The following is a 21,026-nucleotide window of genomic DNA, read 5'->3' as shown; positions in this document are numbered from 1 at the left end:
TGAAATTTTTGGCTGACATAAACACTCCTTCATTGAGCCTCCATTATGAGGCAAAAAAGTGTCTACGAAACCTGGGTCTATTCACATGATCTAATATGTTCACTGAAATGGGTACCTTAATGATGATTAGGTACATGCCGAAAGGGACATACCTCGCTACATCTTGTCTTGACAGATAGGAGATTACTCAGCGCATCAACAGCTACAGAAAATTTTAAGGACTGAAATGTGATGAGCGACGGGTTTTTAAAATTATGTAGGTGATTAATCCCTAGATCTCTCATTACGTGATTAGCACTACTGTCATAATGTAACATTGAATCAATCAGAAGCCTCAAGGAGATATGCATGGGTATTAAGCCTGGCCCGAAACCGGTTGCTAAATCAACTGGAAAAGAAGATAAACGACAACGTGTCACGCCAGAAAACAAACCTAAACATCCCGTTTTGAAGGATCGCGGTCACAAAGGGCTTCAAATATCATTCGATTCTGCAGACCATTTAGCGGAAGAGGTGGCAGCATTGAAAGAGAGTGGGAAATAATGCAGGATCCAGTAAATACTACGACCACAATTGTTTGGACAATAAGAGACATCCTCTACGCGTTTGGGGCTGTTATTTCGACGTTAGCTGCTGGTGTTGCAGCATTCAGCGCATATAGAACCGTAAAGCGAGATTTAAACTCATTAGGAGATTCCGAGCTAAAAACTCTTGAAATGATAACAAAAGCAGAAACTGATTTTGCCAAGTACAACGCCGAGATCATGAAGCATAAAGAAGAAAAAGGTGAAGACTTCTGCCTGAGTCAATCTATGAAAGCACTTTGGGATGTTCACCTTCATAATGTACTCAATACCTATGAAATATCATGCCAGCGTTTTCGTGATGGAAAGTTGGACAAAAAACGTTTCGGCAAAACCTATGCGCGCCGTATCACCGCCATTTGCTCAAGCCCCGTCTATGGGCCAATAATAAACGCCTCCCCTCTGAACTTCAGTGCGTTGTTGAAAGCAAATATTGAGTTAAATGACCCTGAAGACTAAATCTGTGTAACGGGATAATTTCGACTCATTCGAAATCGATATGTGACATCACGCAGCCGCAAAATTTGTTACCTAACAGTGAAAATAAATAATTATTGTGATGGACCGCAAGATTTAAAACTTAGGTCAATTGTAATTTTGAGTAACCACCCTCATAACGTCATTGGTACCACTAACACAGCACATAAACACATTAACTTCTTCAAGGAGATTTTTTATGAGCATTAAACCCGGCCCAAAGCCTATTGCTAAATCAACTGGAAAAGAAGATAAACGACAACGTGTCACGCCAGAAAACAAACCTAAACACCCTAGTCTGAAGGAGCACAATCACAAAAATGGCGAATAGCACCTTTTGTCTTAACATCCGAATACAGCAGGCATGAGAATTAACCATGCCTGCTTTCTCTTCATTAGAAAACTTTTTTACTTCAATTACATCAGTGTAGGTTCACTTTTTTTAATGTGCAGACATCTTCTAGGGGTCATTCCGAAACGGATGTTGGCCTATCCGCCAACTAAGCAATCGCAGTTCGTGTGGTAGTTAGATCAACAATGAGAAACTGTAATGGTCTAATCATTCCGGACACTTTGTTAGAGATATAATGAGCAACACTAACGAGGTGAAAATGCGAGAAAAATCATTTACTCATGAGTTTAAACAAGAGTGCGTCAATCTGGTTCTTCAGCATAAGTACCCGGTGACCCAGGCTGCTGAAACAATGAATATTGGCCTTTCAACCTTACAACACTGGCTACGGCAGTATCGCGGAGAGATCCGCGGAAACACACCGATAGCCAGTGCTATAACACCGGAACAACGGCGAATACAAGAACTTGAAAAGCAGGTACGGCAGTTGCAGAGCGACAATGACCTGTTAAAAAAGGCTTCGGCCTTCTTCGCCATGGAAATGAACAACGACAAAAAGTCGCGGTGAAACTGAAGAAGGTCGGTGCAAATATCCAACAGGTATGCCGCTGTTTATCGCTCACGCGCAGCGTGTTTTATGCCCGTAGTCGTCGGCTAATGATCAAGCCCGATGTTCTGATGTTGCACGCGGAGGCTAAGCATGTTCACGCTGAAATGGATGCCACATATGGCAACCGGCGCATGTGCATCGAGTTACGGGAACAAGGTTTTAACGTGGGCAGATACCGCGTTCGGCAGCTAATGAAAAACTTATTACTGGAGGCTAAACGCCCCGGACGTGATCGTTATCCACGCGGCGGAAAACCCGCTGTCGTTGCCGCTAATCTATTGAATTTGCAGTGTAATCCAGAGAAATTGAATACCTGGTGGTCAGGTGATATTACCTATCTGCGTACCGCTCAGGGCTGGTTATATCTGGCTATCGTGATGGACTTATGTTCAAGAAAAATAGTGAGTTGGGCCTTCTCAGACAAGCCGGACAGCGACTTGACCGTCCGGGCCTTAAGGCTGGCCGTAAATAAACGCCGACCCACAGGGTCTGTGGTGTTCCATAGCGATCAAGGGGTGCAATATACCCGCGCGCAGTTCCAATCCTGCCAGCAGGAGTTGGATGTTACAGGTAGCATGAGCCGAAAAGGTAACTGCCAGGATAATGCTGTTACGGAAAGGTTTTTCCGCAGCCTGAAAGCTGAGAGGGTTAACTATCGTCGTTATGAAACCCGAAGTCAGGGTATCGCTGATGTTATCGATTATATCGACAGTTTTTATCATCTGAAAAGGCGGCATTATCGGCTGGGAAATATATCACCGGATGAATATGAACGCCGATTACAGCAATGTGCCTAAATCCGTGTCCGGTTTTAGTTGACCGTTACAATCGCCGGGATAATGTAGGCGTTTAAAGGCGTTTCGGATCAGAGACATGGGTAGGCAACATCGTAAAAAAAAACAGCATATTACCTGACGACGCCTTCATGCGACAGAACCTCCTAAATTTTATCGTTTGCAACCTGCGGCCAAATTCATCAAATTAAGCGCGTACAACCCTTCAACTCTTAATTATGGAAGATAGACAGATGCATAAAACCCTTTCCTGTGTGCTGCTGCTCGTCGCGTCAGGTTCCGTGCTTGCAACGCCTCAAACGGAAAAAAAGCTAAGCGGCATTGTTGATAACGTTGTTATTCCTTTGATGAAAGAACAGGCTATTCCCGGCATGGCGGTGGCGGTGATCTATCAGGGCCAACCTTACTACTTTACCTGGGGAATGGCAGATGTCGCAGGCAAACAGCCTGTCACGCAGCAGACGTTATTCGAACTCGGCTCCGTGAGTAAAACCTTCACTGGCGTACTGGGTGGCGATGCGATTGCTCGTGGTGAAATTAAACTTAGTGATCCAGTGAGTCAATACTGGCCAGCGCTTTCAGGGAAGCAATGGGAAGGAATTAGTTTGCTGAATTTGGCAACCTATACCGCCGGTGGCTTGCCGCTTCAGGTACCGGATAACATTACCGATGAGGCGTCATTACAGAATTACTATGAAACCTGGCAGCCACAGTGGAAACCGGGCACAACGCGTCTTTATTCAAACGCCAGTATTGGGTTGTTTGGCAAACTGGCGGTTAAACCTTCAGGTATGAGCTTTGAGCAGGCGATGAACAAACGCGTGTTCCAGCCATTGAATCTAACGCATACCTGGATACAGGTTCCTCTACGCGAAGAAAAACACTATGCGTGGGGCTATCGCGATGGGAAAGCCGTTCACGTTTCTCCGGGCATGCTGGATGCTGAAGCCTACGGCGTAAAATCCTCAATAGAGGATATGGCAAGCTGGGTGCGGGCCAACATAGCGCCTTCTGAAGTAAAAGATGTCTCGCTGAGAAAGGGGATTTTGCTTGCCCAGTCGCGGTATTGGCAAGTGGGTGACATGTATCAGGGGCTGGGCTGGGAAATGCTGAACTGGCCGATGAAAGCAACCGTCGCTGTCGATGGGAGCGATAATAAAGTCGCACTCGCACCGCTAAGTGCGGCGGAGATTAATCCGCCAGCGCCAGCATTAAATGCCTCATGGGTGCATAAAACTGGCTCAACCGGCGGGTTTGGAAGCTACGTGGCTTTTATTCCCGAGAAGAATCTTGGCATAGTGATGCTGGCAAACAAAAGTTATCCTAACCCTGCGCGTGTCGAAGCCGCTTACCGCATCCTTGATGCTTTACAGTAAATAGTATGGCCTGCTTCAGCGGGCCTTCTCAAATACCGGGATATTTCTAACCCTGTTGCATCACATCTATTTGGGTGACCAATTTTAGTGCGCCATTACATTTTCATCAAACCGCCGAAAGAAGGTTTTACAACGGGTTATTATTCGAAGTTGTGCGCCAACACCGATAAGAAGCTGAAGCAGTGGCCAAACACATGATCGGGCTTTTGACAATCAAACGCCGCGGATTTTGTATTAAACAGGAGCAGAAAATTGACTAACCTTGCACGTACCGCCCCAAACAATACCACGGGAATTTATACGCTTCAGCACTACAAAGATCAGGGGTACCGAATCCATTGCAACCTTGGTCAGGTGAAAGCACTTACTGGCGTAGAAGTGAAGCCAGAACACCGCTACCGCTTCACCCATTCAGGTGGTGATGTTTATCTTTCAAAGCCTTACTTGACTATTGAGGAAGGAAAAGAAGCAGCCATTACGTTCTTCACACTGATAACTGGCGTCCAGGTCTACTGGAATCCTAACGAGCAATAAGGTTATTGGCGTGATTTGGGCCACTAAGAAGCTAACTTGTTTCTCATTGATTACTGCGGTATCTGCAATATCCGCTTCTGGCACGGTTCTGTCGCATGAAGGCGTCGTCAGGTAATATGCTGTTTTTTTTACGATGTTGCCTACCCATGCCTCTGATCCAAAACGCCTTTAAACGCCTACATTATCCCGGCGATATCATCGCGCAATGTGTTCGTTGGTATCTGGCTTACGCCCTGAGCCTGCGCAATCTCGAGGAGATGATGTATTGCCGTTGACCACTCCACGTTACACCGCTGGGTTATCCGCTTGGTGCCGTTCCTGGATAAGGCGTTTCGTCGGCATAAACGCCACGTGGGGCGTCGATGGCGCATGGATGAAACCTACATCAAAATCAAAAGCCAGTGGAAATACCTATACCGCGCCGTTGATGCTGTAGGTCAAACCATCGACTTTCTGCTGACCGCCAAACGGGGCGCAGCTGCCGCATTACGCTTCTTTCGCAAGGCCATTCGTCATCACGGCGAACCCGAGGTGGTCACTATCAATAAAAGTGACGCCAACATGGCAGCGTTGACCACACTCAATGGTAACAAACCAGAAGAAGAAAGGATGACTATCAGACAGAGCAAATACCTGAACAACCTTGTGGAGCAGGATCACCGGAATATCAAACGGCGAATACGGACGATGCTGGGATTTAAATCGTTTCGACGAACCCAGACGATATTGGCAGGCATTGAGCGAGTGCATATGATACGTAAAAGGCAGCTTCAGCACCCCGCCGGAGAGCCTCTATCACCGGCAGAACAATTTTATTTGTTGGCTGCCTAAAAACAGGCAACACAATTTTGCCGACACAACAATGTTAATGCGACAAAATCATACGATAAGCCGGAACCCGTTGCGCTAGCGCTAGGCCGCGTGGTGCCTTTCTTTAAAGAAAATCTGTAATAACTTCACTTTGATTGCAAAGCCGGATGGGAAAGCTGAGTGGAAGCAGCGGTCTTATTCGGCTTTTTTATCATAATCCTATGGCCATAGAATGCTTTCCCTCCTCGATAGAAAATTCCTGTTTGATTATTTGCCCATTTAATAGTTAAGCGTTTAAAGTGATTCATTTTCATTCAATAAAAATAAAATTAGATTGTTACACGAATAATTATACTAGAAAATCAATTGTATTACATTCATGTAAAGTAGTTGTTACGCCGTAATTTTTGGAGCGTTTTTATTTTCATGATATTAATTTGTTATTCATAATTTGCTTTGCTAGCCTTTCACTAGAGTTTAAAAAAACACATTCTAGTAAGGTGTGCTTAATTAGCGTAAAAAATGAGCACGGATAAAACATCATCACTGCATTTACTCCCAATTTATTTTCATCATGGGTTTAAGCTAACAGCATTAATACTTAGACTGACAATAACATTTATAACTGCCCACTCTGAGAGGTAATACATTCATGGGTAATTTTTCTTTGCTTAATCGTGTTAAAAACGAATACCAAAAAAATCATCATATATTTATCCCAGGAAATATCATGAAGGATATTTTACTTGAGCTGGGAGCCGAACCCAGTGATTTTGCAAAACTAGAGTCTGTTAGCGCTCATTTACTTAGCGATCCAACTCTACCATTCCGTCAATCCAAAGCCGGTCGATTTTGTTTTAACTTTGATGATGCCAAGATCGAAAGGATTGAATTCCAACCTTTCGTACTTTCGACTGAGGACGAATTTATCCGCCATGACTCAGGGAAAATCCGTCATTTTCGCGGAATAGGTGATGATTTACAGCTAAATACAGTTTTTCAGGCATTAATAAAAGCAAAAGCCTACCTTATTGAAGGGGTAACCGTTATTCCTCGTACCAAACTAAATCAGGCTAGTAATCAACACCTCTGTACAGTCTTTAACCTGAGAACAACAACGTCACCAACCATTATTGGTGAGCCCACATCCGAAGGAGTCCACAGCGACGGGTGCGACCATACTATGACGATTTTTTTAGGTAGTAATAATATTGCCGATGACAGTGCTAAAACCTTTATTCATGATATGAAACAGACGACTGGATTAAAACACAATGACATCAATAAAGATCTGATTGTGACAGAATTCCAGCATAAAAACTTTCTCGATACTTTATTATTCGCCGATAACGAGAAAAAACACAGCCTCACACCTGTTATTGCAAAGGATAAAACCAAAAATTCAACCAGAGATATGCTTATTCTCCTCACCAGAAAACCGCTTAAAAAAGAACATATTCATTATAAATATGACTCTTTTAATTCTCACATGGAAGTTCCTCTAAGGATTAACATGATAGGCGGAATAAATTAACCTGACATTTAAAACAAGCTCAGCCAACTTATTAATTATATAAAATAGATTAAGAAATAAAAATAGCCATACATTTATCATTACCACCCTCAGTTTTTTTAACGTAATTTAAAAAATTATCACCATTATTTATCTTACAGATCTGGTTTATTAAAAAATATAGGTATTGAACGCTATGGGCATCACCTATCGTTTCAACCAAATAACTAATGCATATTGCTTCCTGACCAAGAGGTCTTACACTGTGTCAATCAGTGGAGCCAAAGAAGAATAGGACGCTATGTTACCCACTCACGAATATGCCAACGATTTGATTCTTTTCGCATTAATAGTCGATTGCGGTTCGTTTAGTAAAGCAGCCGAAGCCGCCGGTATCACCAGTTCCGTGGTGAGTAAACGTATCGGTCGTCTAGAGAAATCTTTAGGTGCCCGCCTGCTTTATCGCACCACGCGCAGTCTACGGCTTACTGAAAATGGTCAGGTGTTGTATCGCCATGCACGCGAAATCAGCACGAAAGTTCAGGACGCTTTGTATGCGGTCAGTGAAAAAAGTGATGAGTTAACCGGCGTTATTCGTATGTCAGTACCCACTATTTCCGGGGAATTACTACTAAGCGAATGCGTGGCCGAGTTTTGCAGCCAACACCCTAATTTGAAAATTGAAATGCGGCTGGAAAACCGCTTTGTCGATTTGGTCAACGAAGGTATTGATCTGGCTATTCGCACCGGCACCATGCCTGACTCCAGCCTGATTGCACGTCCTATTCTCGATTCCCACTGGATCATAGTCTGTTCTCCCGGTTATTTGGAGCTGCATCCAGAACCCCATTCGGCGAAGGAATTGCTAAATCATAATTGTCTAACTTACACCTATCAGGAAAGTGGCACGGCCAACTGGTTAATGAAACAACCCGGTAGCAGCGAAATCTATGAAATGCAGGTGGATGGAAATCTGTCAGTAAATAATGCCAGAGCTATTCGGAAAGCCGTTATCAGCGGTCACGGCATTGCTATGGTGCCGCGTTGTATGGTGTATGAAGATATTCAGGACGGAAAATTGGTTGAAATTCTGGCTGGCCACTGCGGTAAAGTTTTGGGCGTTTATGCAGTTTATCCTTATACCCGCAATTTACCGTTGAAAACCCGCTTGCTCATCGAACATATCATTACGTCCTATAAGAATATCAGCCACTACTTTTGAAAATATCACCTGATTACCCCACATTCCCGCGAGATCCCCTCCAATGATTAGGTCATTTTTGGATATAGTCTATGGCCTAATCCTGTCTAATTAATGTGAGACAGCACATTACTCACACAAAACAAACAAGCTAACTAATTGATTAATAACGGTTAATTTAAAATTCGTTTTTTGAGGATTTAATTGAATTAGGCCTAATTTTCACGCTAATTAATTGTTGCGAAAATGCAGCGTAGTACATCAGCAAAGGTTGTGATTAGAATAATAATGTTGTGCTAATTAACTTTTTGGCTACATCCCTATCCATCTAGAAAAATAATAACCCTGAGGATGATATGTCCCTTTTTTTTAGTATTGCTCCAATCGCTCTGTTGATTTGGATGATGACCAGGCGTAACGGAATTCCATCCTATATTGCTCTGCCACTGACCGCCGTCGTGGTTTATTGCGTGCAATTATTCTGGTTCAACAGCGCACCGCTGTTGCTGCACGCCAATATTATTACCGCGCTAGTTTCCGTATTTACCCCTATCACCATTATTGCTGGCGCAATTTTGTTGAATAAGCTGATGCAGGTGAGCGGCGCAGAAAACGTGGTACGTAACTGGCTGGAAAATATCAGCCCTAACCCAGTTGCTCAGCTGATGATTATCGGCTGGGCATTTGCATTCATGATTGAAGGCGCCAGCGGATTTGGCACACCGGCCGCCATCGCAGCACCAATACTGGTCGGGCTGGGATTTAACCCTCTACGTGTGGCCTTATTGACGCTGGTTATGAACTCGGTGCCGGTTTCATTCGGTGCCGTAGGCACGCCGACTTGGTTTGGCTTCGCTAACCTCGGTCTTTCCGATGAAAATCTGCTGGAAATAGGCCGCCAAACCGCACTGATTCATTTTGTCGCCGCTTTTGTCATCCCATTGCTGGCATTACGTTTTATCGTTTCCTGGCAGCAAATTCGCGGCAACCTGATTTTCATTTATCTCAGCGTATTGAGCTGCACTCTTCCCTACTTACTGCTAGCGCAAGTTAACTATGAATTCCCCGCATTGATTGGAGGAGCTATTGGTCTGGCGCTTTCAGTATTGTTGGCACGCATGGGAATCGGGCTGACCCAAACGGACAGAAAAGACACGGCAACGGCGGTTCCTTTCTTGCAGGTCATCAAAGCCATGACACCGACCTTGCTACTCATTGCCATTTTGATCGTAACCCGCATTCATCAAATAGGGCTAAAAGCGTTACTCAATAATACGGCTACGCTATGGCAAGGCAGCTTAGGCTGGATAGGTGAGCTAAGCGTCAGTAAGGCATTGATTATCAACCTACAACAGGTGCTGGGCACTTCTGCGGCGGCGGGTTACAAAACGCTATACGTCCCAGCGCTGATTCCTTTCCTGTTAGTGGTTCTGCTGTGTATTCCGCTATTTAGGCTAAGTGGCACACAGGTTAAACATATGTTTAGCGAAACCGCATCACGGATATCCAAACCGTTTATTGCCCTATTCGGCGCGCTCGTTATGGTCAATATGATGATGCTAGGCGGTGACAACGCTCCCGTCATTTTAATTGGTAAAGAGCTAGCGGCTATTACCGGTGAGAGCTGGCTAATGTTCTCATCATTCCTTGGGGCGTTAGGTTCGTTCTTCTCCGGTTCGAACACCGTGTCTAACCTGACCTTCGGCGGGATTCAGCAATCCATAGCCCTGAGCAGCGGGCTGAATGTCAATCTAACCTTGGCACTACAATCCGTAGGTGGAGCCATGGGCAATATGGTGTGCCTGAACAATATTATCGCCGTTTGTTCGATTTTAGGCCTCAGTAACGCCGAGGGGAAAATCATCAAAAAAACGCTTCTGCCAATGCTGGTTTACGGTGCGATAGCCGCAGGAATGGCAGTGATTCTGGCTCCCTGAGAGTAAAAATTAAGTCAACGTTTCAAACTAAGGTACAGATTATGATTATCTCCGCTTCAACCGATTACCGGGCCGCAGCACAGGCTAAACTTCCGCCTTTTCTGTTCCATTATATTGACGGTGGAGCCAACGCGGAGCATACGTTAAGGCGTAATACCGAAGATTTAGCGAGTATTGCACTGCGGCAGCGCGTATTGAAAAACATGTCCGAGCTGAGTCTGGAAACCAAATTATTCGATGAAACTCTGTCAATGCCGGTCGTTTTGGCACCGGTTGGTTTAACCGGCATGTATGCACGCCGTGGCGAAGTGCAGGCTGCGCGAGCGGCGGCTAAAAAAGGGATTCCATTTACCCTATCCACCGTTTCGGTTTGCCCGATAGAAGAAGTGGCACCGGCTATAGATAGACCAATGTGGTTCCAGCTTTACGTCTTAAAAGACCGTGGTTTTATGCGGAATGCACTTGAGCGAGCCAAAGCTGCTGGAGTGAAAACGCTAGTCTTTACCGTGGATATGCCGGTTCCTGGCTCGCGGTACCGCGATGCCCATTCCGGTATGAGCGGCCCAAATGCGGCAGCTCGCCGTATTTTGCAGGCCATGACTCATCCACAGTGGGCATGGGACGTCGGAATATGCGGCAAACCGCACGATTTGGGCAACGTATCGGCCTATCGCGGTACGCCGACCAATCTGGAAGATTATATCGGCTGGATTGGTACTAATTTCGATCCTTCAATTTCATGGAAAGATCTGGAGTGGATTCGAGAATTCTGGCAAGGCCCTATGATTATTAAAGGTATTCTCGATGCGGAGGATGCCAAAGATGCGGTTAGATTTGGTGCCGATGGGATTGTGGTTTCCAACCACGGTGGCCGCCAGTTGGACGGCGTACTTTCTACCGCCCATGCGCTGCCAGCCATTGCTGACGCGGTAAAAGGCGATCTGAAGATATTCGCAGATTCAGGAATTCGCAGCGGTCTTGACGTGGTTCGAATGATTGCGCTGGGAGCTGACAGCGTGATGCTGGGCCGCGCTTTTGTTTATGCCTTGGCTGCCGCCGGTGAAGCCGGTGTCGCTAATTTGCTGGAGCTATTTGATAAAGAAATGCGCGTAGCGATGACGCTCACTGGAGCGAGAAATATTGCAGAAATTGGCGCAGGTTCTTTGGTTAAAAACGCCCTTTAAAACTAAAAGGCCACTCTGATAATAAGGAGTGGCCAGAAACGCAGAACCCCTATATTGAATTATCGAAGTTAACGATGCTAGCCCATAAAACCTGAATCCCGGCGTCTCCCCTCTTCTTAATATCCCGATCCTCACCCGATACTGCCGACAGTTCGTCTGGATCTCGCAAAATATCCAGCAATGGAATAGCACCACTTTGTGCCATCTTTAATTCGCTGAATAGAGTAGAAAATTATGTTACGTCAGATAGAAAACCGCTCTTGGGAGGTGAAACCGCTGGATGCTTTGTGGTTCTTTGTCGTGGATAGCGAGAACAGAGGTAAAACCGAGCAATGGCGGCGTGATCCCTTGGTTGATAGCCGCGCCATCGGCGTGTTAAGGGGTTTAACGATCTACGCCACCTAATGTGATGACGATGCTGGCAGCGCATTGGGCGACCGCCTAGATTATGACGATACCAAAGGAAACATCCTGTATGATTTTATGTTGAGATAATCGAAGAGCAATACCGCAGAATCGCGCGGGTAATGCTGTACCACGCTATCAACGAGAATTAGCCGAATAATACAACGCTGAAATCGAGGTCGTTTTCCTAATGCTCTCGCGGTAAATTACACCGGCAGGGAAATAAAAGAGAGCCCCAAGTGCGCTCCCTTTTATCATTGAAACCTTAAGCACTATTATTGATTTGGTTTTTCCGTAATGTAATAAGATATCTGAACATCAGAAAATCCGTTGGCAAGCCCGCTAGCTATCTTTTTATCTATCGCGGTAGCCGAATTGATCAAAGCGCGACCATTTTCGCTATAAAGAATATTTTTCCGCTCAGCATCCGTGTAAGTGGTGCATTCTTTATAAACCGTATCGAACATATTGTTATATACATTCACGGCCTCTTGCATATTTTTTAGTGAGTCAGGCTTCAGGAAATTGCTGTTTTCGTTAGTTACGGCGGCAGGATGCAGCAGGAAAGAAGCGCCTTTCATTGATAAACGTTCCGCTCCAGCGCAGTAAAATAACGTTGCAGAGGAACCGACCATCGATAAATTCACCGTAGTAACCGGGACCAGTGAGCTTTTTATCGCCTCATAAGCCATGTAGCCACTGTCCATATCGCCACCATAGCTATTGATGTAGACATAGATTTTTTTCAGTTTTGGGTAATTAGCATTGATTTCATCGAGAACAGAGATGAATTCTACGGTTTTATTTTCTGTCACATCGCCTGAGTACAGCACCTTGGCATATTCTATATTGCCCGGTTTGATATTGTTTTTTTTGATTACCGAGATATCCGCAAATGATTGCAGCGGGAGCAAGCTCAAGGACAATACTGAGAGCGTTTTAAATAAAATACCAGACATAAGATTCCTTTCTATTGATAGATGACCGGTGAGCATTATTTTATTTTACCGCGTAACAATGCAATTTCTTTTTGATCGCAGTTTATGTTTTGTGTAGCCTTGGATAAATTTAATCCACAGAATATCTGAGAGAGACTCGCCTCAATCGGCATAAAAAGGAAAATAATCAGCCTATTTTTGATATAAAAAAGCCGGAGAGACGATCACTCTCCGGCGAGCATTATTGGTACGTTTAAAACTAATCAGTGGGCAACTTCGGCCACGGGTTCCAGTTTCATTTCGGTTTTAACTTCAGCTTCAATCACTGGCTGCGGCGCTAAATTATCCAACTGCAATACGGTGCTGGTGTAGCCCAGAACTTCATTGGTCATTTCCACGTTGCCATTCAATTTCTGGCCATAGGATGGAATAATTTGCTTTAATTTAGCCTGCCACGCTTCAGAAGCCACTTTATCCTTGAAGGTGGTTTCAAGCAGGTGCAACATAATTGGCGCTGCGGTTGAAGCCCCCGGTGATGCGCCCAGCAATGCGGCAATAGTCCCATCCTGGGAGGTGACCACTTCAGTACCTAAGCGGAGAACGCCGCCTTTATCTTCATCTTTTTTGATGATTTGTACGCGCTGACCGGCAATCCACAGTTTCCAATCTTCTTGCTTCGCTTCCGGGAAGTATTCTTTCAGCGCTTCAAAACGATCTTCATCACTCAGCATTACTTGGCTGATTAAGTATTTAACTAGGTCGAAATTATCTATGCCTACATGGGTCATCGGCATGATATTAGAGAAGGTCATAGTTCCGAATAAATCCCACAGAGAACCATTTTTCAGGAACTTACTGGAGAAAGTAGCAAATGGCCCAAACAGCAGCACGCGTTTACCATCCAGCATACGGGTATCTAAATGCGGCACAGACATTGGAGGCGAACCAACAGCCGCTTTACCGTATACCTTGGCTAAATGACGTTGCACAATTTCCGGGTTATCGGTAACCAGGAATTCGCCGCCTACCGGGAAACCGCCGTAATTATCTGCTTCAGGAATTTCTGACTTTTGCAGTAATGGCAATGATGCGCCACCGGCACCGATAAAGACGAATTTGGCTTTCACAGTACGTTCTTTGCCATCATTCTTCAGATCGGCAACGGTAACGCTCCAGGTCTTATCCGCATTACGTTTAATATCGCGAACTTCATGGCCCAGACTCAGGGAGAAATTATCGCTCTTCGACAATGCATCAACTAATTGATGAGTAATCTCACCAAAGTTTACATCGGTACCAATTGGCATACGGGTAGCGGCGATCTTTTGTTTAGGATCGCGCCCTTCCATTACCAAAGGTATCCATTGTTTGATTTGCTCAGCATCTTCAGAATATTCCATACCGTGGAATAACGTACTTTGCTGTAAGGCTGCATGGCGTTTACGTAGGAAATTAACGTTATCGTCACCCCATACAAAACTCATATGCGGAACGCTATTAATAAATGAACGAGGATCGTGCAGGACGTTATTTTTTACCTGATAGGCCCAGAACTGACGAGAAATCTGGAAAGCTTCATTAATCTCAATGGCTTTCGCTATTTCAATAGAACCATCGTCTTTTTCCGGCGTGTAGTTCATTTCAGCTAATGCAGAGTGGCCGGTACCGGCGTTATTCCAGCCGTTTGAGCTTTCGCTGGCTACGCTATCCAAACGCTCGAACATATCGATTGACCATGTTGGCTCAAGTTCTTGAATATAGGTGCCTAGCGTTGCGCTCATGATACCGCCGCCGATTAATACGACATCTACGGTTTTTCCATCTTCTGCTGTGGCTTGTTTGGTTACGGCAAACAAGTTCAAACAGAAAATTATGACGAGTAGTTTTCTCATTGAATTACATCTCTATTTGTTTGTTTTTTAATCTATGCAGGTGAAAATTTAAGTCTGTGACCCGGTGGTGAAGCTAAATTCCACTAATGACAAAATGAATAGCTATTTTTTGCTCGCTATCGTTTTAGATAACAAAAAATATACACAGCATTAGTATGGAGTAAGTCAAAATTCAACTTTTCCCGATTAATATAACATTAATGTTACGACTTATTGTGATTATTTTAATTATTAAAAAATAGTGACACTAACTTAACGGATATAAGTTCAATAATTAATCAGCATGAAAACCGATAAATTTGGATTAAGGAATAGTTTTATGTCTTTAATTAGCTATTAGGCAAGAAGCCATACATTGGATATCTGGCTTGAAATGATTGATTTGCATTCAGAATAATCTCACGACTTACAAATCAATATTAGAAATTATCAAATGAATATTAGGTATGTTTCACATCAAAAATTAAGGTATATAGCCCCATACTGATTGAGATTATCTGCATTTCAATCAGTATGGGTAGTATTTATCAGATAACAAGACAATTAACATTCTAACTTTATGATTAACCGGAATTATTTAATTAAAAAAAATCACGATTAATTTTCGCCGACTACCACGTAAAATGATATTTTCAGCCAAAGGCTTGTTGCCTGTCTGTAAAGCAATTGGCTGGTTCTCTGTCTCAGTTCTGTTCGCCTGCCAGCATCGTTCTGATGATAGTTCCAGCTTCTTTTTGCGGCAATCGCAATACATTGCCGTATAGCTCAACGGCCATATCACAAACCTTTTTACGGTCCACATTGGCAGCGGTCGGATTACTCAGCATCAGTAAATCATCACCATATTTCTGATGTAATTCCTGCACAATGGCTTCCAGTTGGCCTCTATATTGCTCATTCTCTGGTTTTATTGGCTTTCCGGTTGATGCAGTAAACAGGTTGTTCAACGCTTCCAAATCTCGTTGTACCAAAGTGGCGGGAAGTTCTTTTACCGTATTAACGCCTCCTTCAACCTGCGGATAAAGCGCTTTGTAGCAAAGCTGATGAGTTTTGTCATTTTCCTGATAAAAATGAAGCTCATCCAGAATAACACTCATATATTCAACAACACTCTTATCCGGGGCACTTTGAATTTTACTTACCGTCAGCAAGGCGACTGATTGCTTAATTTCATCAATAATTTCTTGTTCTGAGCTGCCGCCAGATTTTAAGGCAACCAAGCGGTTGACCAGATTAGTATAAAGCGTAGGGTCTTGCTGTTTTATTGTTTGATAAACAGCAAACTTTTCCATGGAGTATTCCACTTCGGCGCGATCGATATTCCGGTTAATATACTTATAATAAACAAAGTTGCCGATTATAATAGGGATGACAACCAACATAACTCCAGAGAACTTACCGATCTTTCCATTTTTCTTTAATAGCGAAACCACGCCTACCAATACAGCACCTATTACCGCTGATATTGCTATTTCATTCCAGTTCACGTCCTACTCCCTTACACAGTGAAAATGTTGATATATCCATAACGTAAAAGTCGTGCCCCCGCAGGTGCGAAGACTGTCGTTATACCAAGCAGCCCGCTGGCGATTAAAAAACCGCTTTCGAATATATTCTACTTTTTCGAACGTGGCTAATGGCAGAATATAAAAAAGATAACTGGATTTACATTTATCCTAATCACGATATAGATCGGTTTTTTACACTAAAAATTCAGAGAAGGATAAATATGGCGGGGTAACACGTAATCACTAATATCAATAAAACAAAAAACCCCGCCGTAGCGAGGTCTTATGGTGTTGGTATTCTCATCGAGAACTAAATTGTCTGCTCCGGCATAGCCATCATCGCTATCGCAATTTCCCAACTATAAACGCAGCCTAAGCTGGGTTTACTTACAGCGCAACAACGTTAACCGCTGAAGGGCCTTTCTGGCCTTGTTCGATGCTGAACTCAACGTTCTGGCCTTCGTCCAAAGTTTTATAATCGCTGCTCTGGATTGCAGAAAAATGTACGAATACATCTTTGCTGCCGTCAGCAGGAGAAATAAAACCAAAACCTTTACCAGCATCAAACCATTTAACTAAACCAGTCATTTTAGTAGACATAGGGGTATTTCCTTCATTATTTTTTGAGCCAACATATGGCAAAGAGGTCTGCTTATCAGTAATTACTTATGGGGGCACTAAAGAAGGAAATTCGTCGGAGAAGTGATGTCTAAAAATATCGCTTTAACTAGGAACTGCTTTACTTAAATGGCTTACATAAATAGGTCTGTGTTACAAACCGATGCGCTTATTAACGCACAGCTGCCTTTTTATAGCAAGGCTTATTTCCCAAAGGCACAACGCACAGGTAAAAAGTAAACCACATCCAAGGCACCGATTTATGATAAATATCTATACTCGTTGGTTTCGAGTAACCCATTCAGCTAAGTGCAAGGTGAGATAAATTCTAGCGGATGAGGTTAAGGGGAGTTTTAGTTATACTGCCAATGATAATCGGGATATGCCAAGGGAGAAACAATGACAATGCGCGAGCTGGAAGTGAAGTTTCTTAGTGCAATGAATGAGTTGCAGTCTACGTTCGAGAAACAACATCAGGTATGGCAGGAAAGCTATGAAGCGTTGCAACACGCCTTGGAACAGTCAAAAGCTCGTGAAGCAATCCTAAAAACACAAAATGATTTACTGCTGAAAAAGTTGAGCCAAGCTAACTCGTTGCCGGAACAACATCAGCTAGTAAAGCAAATCAAAATGTTAGGCGCACATCTTGATGCATTAGCCAAAGACGCGGCTTCTTTTAATCGTCATTTGAACTCTGTGCAGCAATCTCAAGGAAATTTTGGCGGCGATCATCGCTAAGCTTTGCCAAAGCGTCAGGTCTTCGACGAGAATGCTACTCGATTAATTATTCTAAGTTGATGAAAGATATAATAATGACATGGATAATCATTGCTGTACTCATTGTAGTTTTTATTGTGGGTTACCGAGTCTTAACGTCTGATACCCGAAAAACCGTTGATACTTTAGCGACTTTGTTGAAGATAAAACCGATTTATATTGAATCGATGCTGCAAGAAATGGGAAACCGTCAAACGCAAATGTTTATCCGATCCATCAGCAATGGCTATGCTGAGGATGTGCGAAAAGCTGCCTATCTTATTTTTATTTATCAGACTTTTATCAAAGATGCTTCCGATGAAAATGTGGCGCAATGGCGTAATACGCTGCTGCGGGCGCATATTCCACCAACGCTAACTTCGGAGCATACAGAAGCCGCTTTGTTCTATTTTGCTGAATTGGATATCGACGCCTTCGAGCTGGCTCAGTTCCGGCGCACCTACAATATGAATTTCAATCAGGAATCAGACGCCGTATTGCATTGATTGGATGGATACGGCGCGCCAGATTTTTGCTTGGAGTTATTTCTGCCGATTAAGGCCAAAAAGTCTTTGAAGTATAAAGCTATTGAAACATGCTATGCAGGTAGCGTTGCAGTAATTCCCGCGAACTGAAACCGTGAGAAATACCATAACGTTCTTCGGCCTCTCCCGCCAGATAGAGCGGAAACTCATGGTATTTATCACTGATACGAATCGGAGCGGTTGGCGTGGCAAACAGCAGACTTCTATCTTTCAGCGCAGGATGGATAACCAGTGCGGTTCTCCCCATGCGCGCTTCCCGATTAACATACACATAGTGAATGCCCTTTCGATAGCCATAGGCCTGTTCGACCACATAATCTCGCTCAAACCCAGAGTTTTCTAGGACTTTCGCCACTTCATCTGGTCTTAAATACATTTATCATCCCTCCTTCCGACAGCAATTGGAGCGACCTTACCGCAATAAATAAGGGAAATAACCTATTTATTGCCTCAAACAGGTTATTTCAGAATAGTCTACATGGAGAGAGGTTTTGCTCCGCCAAAGGCAATGACTGCGTGGCGCTCTACGTTTCATATTTGGTGAAAGTTTTGGTTTTTAAGCTGACTTCAATTTCACGCTAAGGCGAAGAAAGTCGATAAATGCCCTAACTTTTTCCGATACATGCTGAGTATTAGGATACAGGGCATAAACCCCCTGCTCCGGAAAACGATACTGAGGCAAGACTTGTTGCAACAGCCCGTTGGCTAAATCCTCCGCCACCAGCCATTCCGGTAACAACGCGATACCCGCCCCTTGTCGAGCAAATACCTGTAGTGAAGCCGAGGTATCGGCCAAAACTTTCGGCTGCACGGAAACATCCAACCGTTGCCAGCCGTTATCCGGCCCTTGTACCTGCCACGTCAACGGTGTGGCAAGACGACTATGGGCAACCCACTGCGCCTGCCGCAAATCCTCTAAACAACGTATTTTGTGACTATGCAAATACATCGGTGAAGCCACAGGTAATATCGGGAATGTTTCGATCAATGCGGCCCGATAGCTGGAATCAACCAGTTGTCCCAGACGGATCGCCACGTCAAAACGTTCAGAGATTAGATTGGCATGTTGCGAAGAACAGGCATGCTGGATGGTCAAATGCGGATGCTGACGCATAAAAGCCGCCATAATCGGAACCAAAGTGTGAATACCGTATTCCGGCGTAGTAGTGATACGTAAAGTTCCACTGAGAGTACCGTGGCCACGCCGGGCATCTTCTACTGCAAATTCAGCATCTTGTAACAAGCGCTGGCAATGCTGATAAAAACGTTCGCCTACCTCCGTCAACGCCAGACGACGCGTCGTTCTAGTCAGTAAAGCAACGCCAAGCTCAGCTTCTAATTGCTTGATATTGAAGCTCACCCCCGCACGCGTCTGCCCTAAAATATCTGCCGCAGCGGTGAATGACCCCGCATTGACTACTGCAACAAAAGTACTCAATCGATGCAAACTGACCATGCATTGCCGCTCAAATTGTCAAAATTTATTTACCAGTGTAATCACATTGTATGGATTTATCAGCAATAGTCTCGGAGATACACTCGCCGCCTTCAATTGGAGGCTCCAATGGCATACCGTACTAAAGTTGCAATCGTCTATTTACTCGGATTTTTTGTTGATCTGATTAACATGTTTATCGCCAATGTGGCTTATCCGGATATCGCCCGCAGTCTGCACGCCAGCGTCAGTCAATTGGCTTGGGTAAGCACTGGCTATATTCTGGGGCTGACTCTGGTTATTCCCCTGAGCGCCTGGCTGGCCAAAACTGTAGGTGCACGGCGCACCTTCCTATTTTCTTTATTGTTATTTTCACTTGCTACCGTAGCGGCAGGAACCGCAGGTTCTATCGAGTTATTGATCGTGTGGCGAGTATTACAAGGATTTGGCGGAGGCTTATTAATTCCGATAGGTCAGACGTTAACTTACCAACATTATCGTCCCGATGAACGCGCGGGTCTCTCTTCCATCATTATGCTGGTTGGCCTGTTAGCTCCGGCGCTATCACCGGCTGTTGGCGGCTTGATTGTTGATACCTTAGGCTGGCGTTGGATATTTTATCTTAATCTGCCCATTGCGCTGTTAGCGCTCACTCTCGCCGTTATGTGGTTAAAGCCAGAGGAAAAGAAAACCGAACAATCACCGTTGGATATCGCAGGTTTATGTTCAGGTTCGGCGGCATTAATTCTGTTACTACTAGGATTAAGCCGCATAAGTGGACCAGAACACGGAATTTCTGGCGCTGTGTTAGTGGTTTTAGGCCTAATCATGTTGAGGGGTTTTATTCGTCACAGCATGGCTCATTCTCATCCAATTCTTAATTTGAGGTTGATTAAAGAGCCGCTGATGCGCATCTCAATGCTGGTTTATCTGTTTATTCCCGGTATTTTCATCGGCGTTAGCATGATTACCATGCTGTACCTGCAAACTATATTGGGGATGAGTGCCTCACAGGTTGGATTACTGATGATTCCTTGGTCTATTGCCGCTTTTATTGCCATTACTCTAACGGGAAAAATCTTTAACCGAATCGGGCCACGACTACTGTTTATCTGTGGTTGTCTGACGCAAGGGATGGGTATGTTACTACTCACCAGCATCGATCAGGCGGAACAACTGCCGTTGATGTTTATCGCCTTTGCCTGTATGGGATTTGGCGGCAGCTTGTGTAGCTGTACTGCGCAGAGCACCGCTTTCTTGCATACAGAAAAACGTCATTTGGCCGATGCCAGCGCGCTATGGAACATCAATCGCCAAATGGGCTTCGGCTTTGGCGTTGCCTTACTCAGCCTGCTACTTAATTTAATGTTGGCGTTAAAAGGCGTTGGCGCATTGGATAACCCCGCACTACGCCAGCCAGCAATTCAGGCTTTTCACTGGTGTTTTTTACTGGCGGCGACTTCAGCTTTATTACCACTATGGCTATCCAGCCGTATGGCTCATGCGTCTATTTTACGTGATTTACGCAATCGTTAAGTTATCATCAATCAGGAATCA

22 protein-coding genes and 1 pseudogene are annotated in these 21,026 nt (G+C 44.3%); 16 read left to right on the top strand and 7 right to left on the bottom strand.

The window, feature by feature from the left end; all coding sequences use genetic code 11:
- Window positions 1-348 precede the first annotated feature (348 nt).
- From AD970_RS17465 to lldD, 12 genes and pseudogenes are all read left to right on the top strand, one after another.
- Complete coding sequence (locus AD970_RS17465) at window positions 349-543, top strand: hypothetical protein (RefSeq protein ID WP_049602020.1); 195 nt, start codon at window positions 349-351, stop codon at window positions 541-543.
- Entirely contained in the window at window positions 543-1,043 is a 501-nt protein-coding gene (locus tag AD970_RS17460) for a hypothetical protein (RefSeq protein ID WP_049602017.1), read from the top strand. The genes AD970_RS17465 and AD970_RS17460 overlap by 1 nt, the downstream gene beginning before the upstream one ends.
- Before the next feature lie 217 nt (window positions 1,044-1,260).
- Window positions 1,261-1,392 (top strand): hypothetical protein, encoded by a 132-nt coding sequence (locus tag AD970_RS20360; RefSeq protein WP_268872533.1) that lies wholly within the window; start codon window positions 1,261-1,263, stop codon window positions 1,390-1,392.
- 256 nt (window positions 1,393-1,648) lie between these two features.
- Complete coding sequence (locus AD970_RS17455) at window positions 1,649-1,981, top strand: transposase (protein ID WP_072080683.1); 333 nt, start codon at window positions 1,649-1,651, stop codon at window positions 1,979-1,981.
- A complete protein-coding gene (locus AD970_RS17450) occupies window positions 1,978-2,820 on the top strand; it encodes an IS3 family transposase (RefSeq protein WP_157045582.1) in 843 nt (280 codons plus the stop codon). Before AD970_RS17455 ends, AD970_RS17450 begins: the two co-directional genes overlap by 4 nt.
- Window positions 2,821-3,050: 230 nt before the next feature.
- Complete coding sequence (gene ampC / locus AD970_RS17445) at window positions 3,051-4,193, top strand: CMY2/MIR/ACT/EC family class C beta-lactamase (RefSeq protein WP_049602016.1); 1,143 nt, start codon at window positions 3,051-3,053, stop codon at window positions 4,191-4,193.
- A gap of 252 nt (window positions 4,194-4,445) precedes the next feature.
- Window positions 4,446-4,727, top strand: coding sequence for a hypothetical protein (locus AD970_RS17440; protein WP_049602012.1), 282 nt, complete (start codon window positions 4,446-4,448; stop codon window positions 4,725-4,727).
- 146 nt (window positions 4,728-4,873) lie between these two features.
- A pseudogene (locus tag AD970_RS17435) lies at window positions 4,874-5,558 on the top strand (IS6 family transposase).
- Window positions 5,559-6,267: 709 nt separating this feature from the next.
- Window positions 6,268-7,071: a 2OG-Fe dioxygenase family protein gene (locus AD970_RS17430; protein ID WP_084728180.1), complete on the top strand. Its 804-nt coding sequence runs from the start codon at window positions 6,268-6,270 to the stop codon at window positions 7,069-7,071.
- Between the two features lie 280 nt (window positions 7,072-7,351).
- Window positions 7,352-8,272: a LysR family transcriptional regulator gene (locus AD970_RS17425; RefSeq protein WP_049602006.1), complete on the top strand. Its 921-nt coding sequence runs from the start codon at window positions 7,352-7,354 to the stop codon at window positions 8,270-8,272.
- A 335-nt stretch (window positions 8,273-8,607) separates the two neighbouring features.
- Window positions 8,608-10,188, top strand: a complete 1,581-nt coding sequence (locus tag AD970_RS17420; RefSeq protein WP_049602003.1) for an L-lactate permease — start codon at window positions 8,608-8,610, stop codon at window positions 10,186-10,188.
- A gap of 41 nt (window positions 10,189-10,229) precedes the next feature.
- On the top strand, window positions 10,230-11,372 hold the full coding sequence (gene lldD, locus AD970_RS17415) for an FMN-dependent L-lactate dehydrogenase LldD (RefSeq protein WP_049602000.1): 1,143 nt from the start codon (window positions 10,230-10,232) through the stop codon (window positions 11,370-11,372).
- A gap of 49 nt (window positions 11,373-11,421) precedes the next feature.
- Here lldD and AD970_RS19730 read toward each other — a convergent pair whose 3' ends face one another.
- Entirely contained in the window at window positions 11,422-11,577 is a 156-nt protein-coding gene (locus AD970_RS19730; RefSeq protein WP_157045581.1) for a hypothetical protein, read from the bottom strand.
- 29 nt (window positions 11,578-11,606) lie between these two features.
- Here AD970_RS19730 and AD970_RS19725 point away from each other — a divergent pair, with 29 nt between their 5' ends.
- A complete protein-coding gene (locus tag AD970_RS19725) occupies window positions 11,607-11,777 on the top strand; it encodes a hypothetical protein (RefSeq protein WP_157045580.1) in 171 nt (56 codons plus the stop codon).
- 275 nt (window positions 11,778-12,052) lie between these two features.
- Here the strand turns inward: AD970_RS19725 and AD970_RS17410 are convergent, their stop codons facing one another.
- The 4 genes from AD970_RS17410 to cspE form a co-directional block, all read right to left on the bottom strand.
- Window positions 12,053-12,736: an ATP-dependent Clp protease proteolytic subunit gene (locus AD970_RS17410; protein ID WP_049601997.1), complete on the bottom strand. Its 684-nt coding sequence runs from the start codon at window positions 12,734-12,736 to the stop codon at window positions 12,053-12,055.
- A gap of 242 nt (window positions 12,737-12,978) precedes the next feature.
- Complete coding sequence (gene mqo / locus AD970_RS17405; RefSeq protein WP_049601994.1) at window positions 12,979-14,607, bottom strand: malate dehydrogenase (quinone); 1,629 nt, start codon at window positions 14,605-14,607, stop codon at window positions 12,979-12,981.
- Window positions 14,608-15,290: 683 nt separating this feature from the next.
- The gene (locus AD970_RS17400) at window positions 15,291-16,094 is read right to left on the bottom strand and encodes a DNA gyrase (RefSeq protein WP_072080682.1); all 804 of its coding nucleotides are present in this window, start codon (window positions 16,092-16,094) and stop codon (window positions 15,291-15,293) included.
- A gap of 408 nt (window positions 16,095-16,502) precedes the next feature.
- Window positions 16,503-16,715, bottom strand: coding sequence for a transcription antiterminator/RNA stability regulator CspE (gene cspE, locus AD970_RS17395; protein WP_049601991.1), 213 nt, complete (start codon window positions 16,713-16,715; stop codon window positions 16,503-16,505).
- A 417-nt stretch (window positions 16,716-17,132) separates the two neighbouring features.
- Between cspE and AD970_RS17390 the strand changes: the two genes are divergently transcribed.
- Both AD970_RS17390 and AD970_RS17385 read left to right on the top strand, forming a co-directional pair.
- A complete protein-coding gene (locus AD970_RS17390) occupies window positions 17,133-17,471 on the top strand; it encodes an MbeD/MobD family mobilization/exclusion protein (protein ID WP_049601988.1) in 339 nt (112 codons plus the stop codon).
- 74 nt (window positions 17,472-17,545) lie between these two features.
- Complete coding sequence (locus AD970_RS17385; protein WP_049601985.1) at window positions 17,546-17,995, top strand: DUF1198 domain-containing protein; 450 nt, start codon at window positions 17,546-17,548, stop codon at window positions 17,993-17,995.
- Between the two features lie 79 nt (window positions 17,996-18,074).
- On the opposite strand, the gene AD970_RS17380 is transcribed toward AD970_RS17385, so the two are convergent.
- Together AD970_RS17380 and AD970_RS17375 are read right to left on the bottom strand one after the other, a co-directional pair.
- The gene (locus AD970_RS17380; protein ID WP_049601980.1) at window positions 18,075-18,410 is read right to left on the bottom strand and encodes a DUF2002 family protein; all 336 of its coding nucleotides are present in this window, start codon (window positions 18,408-18,410) and stop codon (window positions 18,075-18,077) included.
- A gap of 180 nt (window positions 18,411-18,590) precedes the next feature.
- Window positions 18,591-19,490 (bottom strand): LysR family transcriptional regulator, encoded by a 900-nt coding sequence (locus AD970_RS17375; RefSeq protein WP_049601977.1) that lies wholly within the window; start codon window positions 19,488-19,490, stop codon window positions 18,591-18,593.
- Window positions 19,491-19,598: 108 nt separating this feature from the next.
- On the opposite strand from AD970_RS17375, the gene AD970_RS17370 reads away from it, so the two are divergent.
- Window positions 19,599-21,005, top strand: a complete 1,407-nt coding sequence (locus AD970_RS17370) for a DHA2 family efflux MFS transporter permease subunit (RefSeq protein ID WP_049601975.1) — start codon at window positions 19,599-19,601, stop codon at window positions 21,003-21,005.
- Window positions 21,006-21,026: the final 21 nt, after the last annotated feature.

Source organism: Yersinia nurmii (assembly GCF_001112925.1).
Taxonomy (GTDB): Bacteria; Pseudomonadota; Gammaproteobacteria; order Enterobacterales; family Enterobacteriaceae; genus Yersinia; species Yersinia nurmii.
The sequence above is the reverse complement of the archived record's forward strand: the minus strand, read 5'-3'. Positions and strand labels throughout refer to the sequence as shown.

Coding starts and splice junctions, on each gene's coding strand:
- AD970_RS17370 (WP_049601975.1), top strand. CDS start 19,599: ATGGCATACCGTACTAAAGTTGCAATCGTCTATTTACTCGGATTTTTT.
- AD970_RS17455 (WP_072080683.1), top strand. CDS start 1,649: ATGAGCAACACTAACGAGGTGAAAATGCGAGAAAAATCATTTACTCAT.
- AD970_RS17380 (WP_049601980.1), bottom strand. CDS start 18,410: ATGTATTTAAGACCAGATGAAGTGGCGAAAGTCCTAGAAAACTCTGGG.
- AD970_RS17410 (WP_049601997.1), bottom strand. CDS start 12,736: ATGTCTGGTATTTTATTTAAAACGCTCTCAGTATTGTCCTTGAGCTTG.
- AD970_RS17425 (WP_049602006.1), top strand. CDS start 7,352: ATGTTACCCACTCACGAATATGCCAACGATTTGATTCTTTTCGCATTA.
- lldD (WP_049602000.1), top strand. CDS start 10,230: ATGATTATCTCCGCTTCAACCGATTACCGGGCCGCAGCACAGGCTAAA.
- AD970_RS17460 (WP_049602017.1), top strand. CDS start 543: ATGCAGGATCCAGTAAATACTACGACCACAATTGTTTGGACAATAAGA.
- AD970_RS17385 (WP_049601985.1), top strand. CDS start 17,546: ATGACATGGATAATCATTGCTGTACTCATTGTAGTTTTTATTGTGGGT.
- AD970_RS17420 (WP_049602003.1), top strand. CDS start 8,608: ATGTCCCTTTTTTTTAGTATTGCTCCAATCGCTCTGTTGATTTGGATG.
- AD970_RS19725 (WP_157045580.1), top strand. CDS start 11,607: ATGTTACGTCAGATAGAAAACCGCTCTTGGGAGGTGAAACCGCTGGAT.
- AD970_RS17390 (WP_049601988.1), top strand. CDS start 17,133: ATGACAATGCGCGAGCTGGAAGTGAAGTTTCTTAGTGCAATGAATGAG.
- AD970_RS17375 (WP_049601977.1), bottom strand. CDS start 19,490: ATGGTCAGTTTGCATCGATTGAGTACTTTTGTTGCAGTAGTCAATGCG.
- AD970_RS17465 (WP_049602020.1), top strand. CDS start 349: ATGGGTATTAAGCCTGGCCCGAAACCGGTTGCTAAATCAACTGGAAAA.
- AD970_RS19730 (WP_157045581.1), bottom strand. CDS start 11,577: ATGGCACAAAGTGGTGCTATTCCATTGCTGGATATTTTGCGAGATCCA.
- AD970_RS17430 (WP_084728180.1), top strand. CDS start 6,268: ATGAAGGATATTTTACTTGAGCTGGGAGCCGAACCCAGTGATTTTGCA.
- mqo (WP_049601994.1), bottom strand. CDS start 14,607: ATGAGAAAACTACTCGTCATAATTTTCTGTTTGAACTTGTTTGCCGTA.
- cspE (WP_049601991.1), bottom strand. CDS start 16,715: ATGTCTACTAAAATGACTGGTTTAGTTAAATGGTTTGATGCTGGTAAA.
- AD970_RS20360 (WP_268872533.1), top strand. CDS start 1,261: ATGAGCATTAAACCCGGCCCAAAGCCTATTGCTAAATCAACTGGAAAA.
- ampC (WP_049602016.1), top strand. CDS start 3,051: ATGCATAAAACCCTTTCCTGTGTGCTGCTGCTCGTCGCGTCAGGTTCC.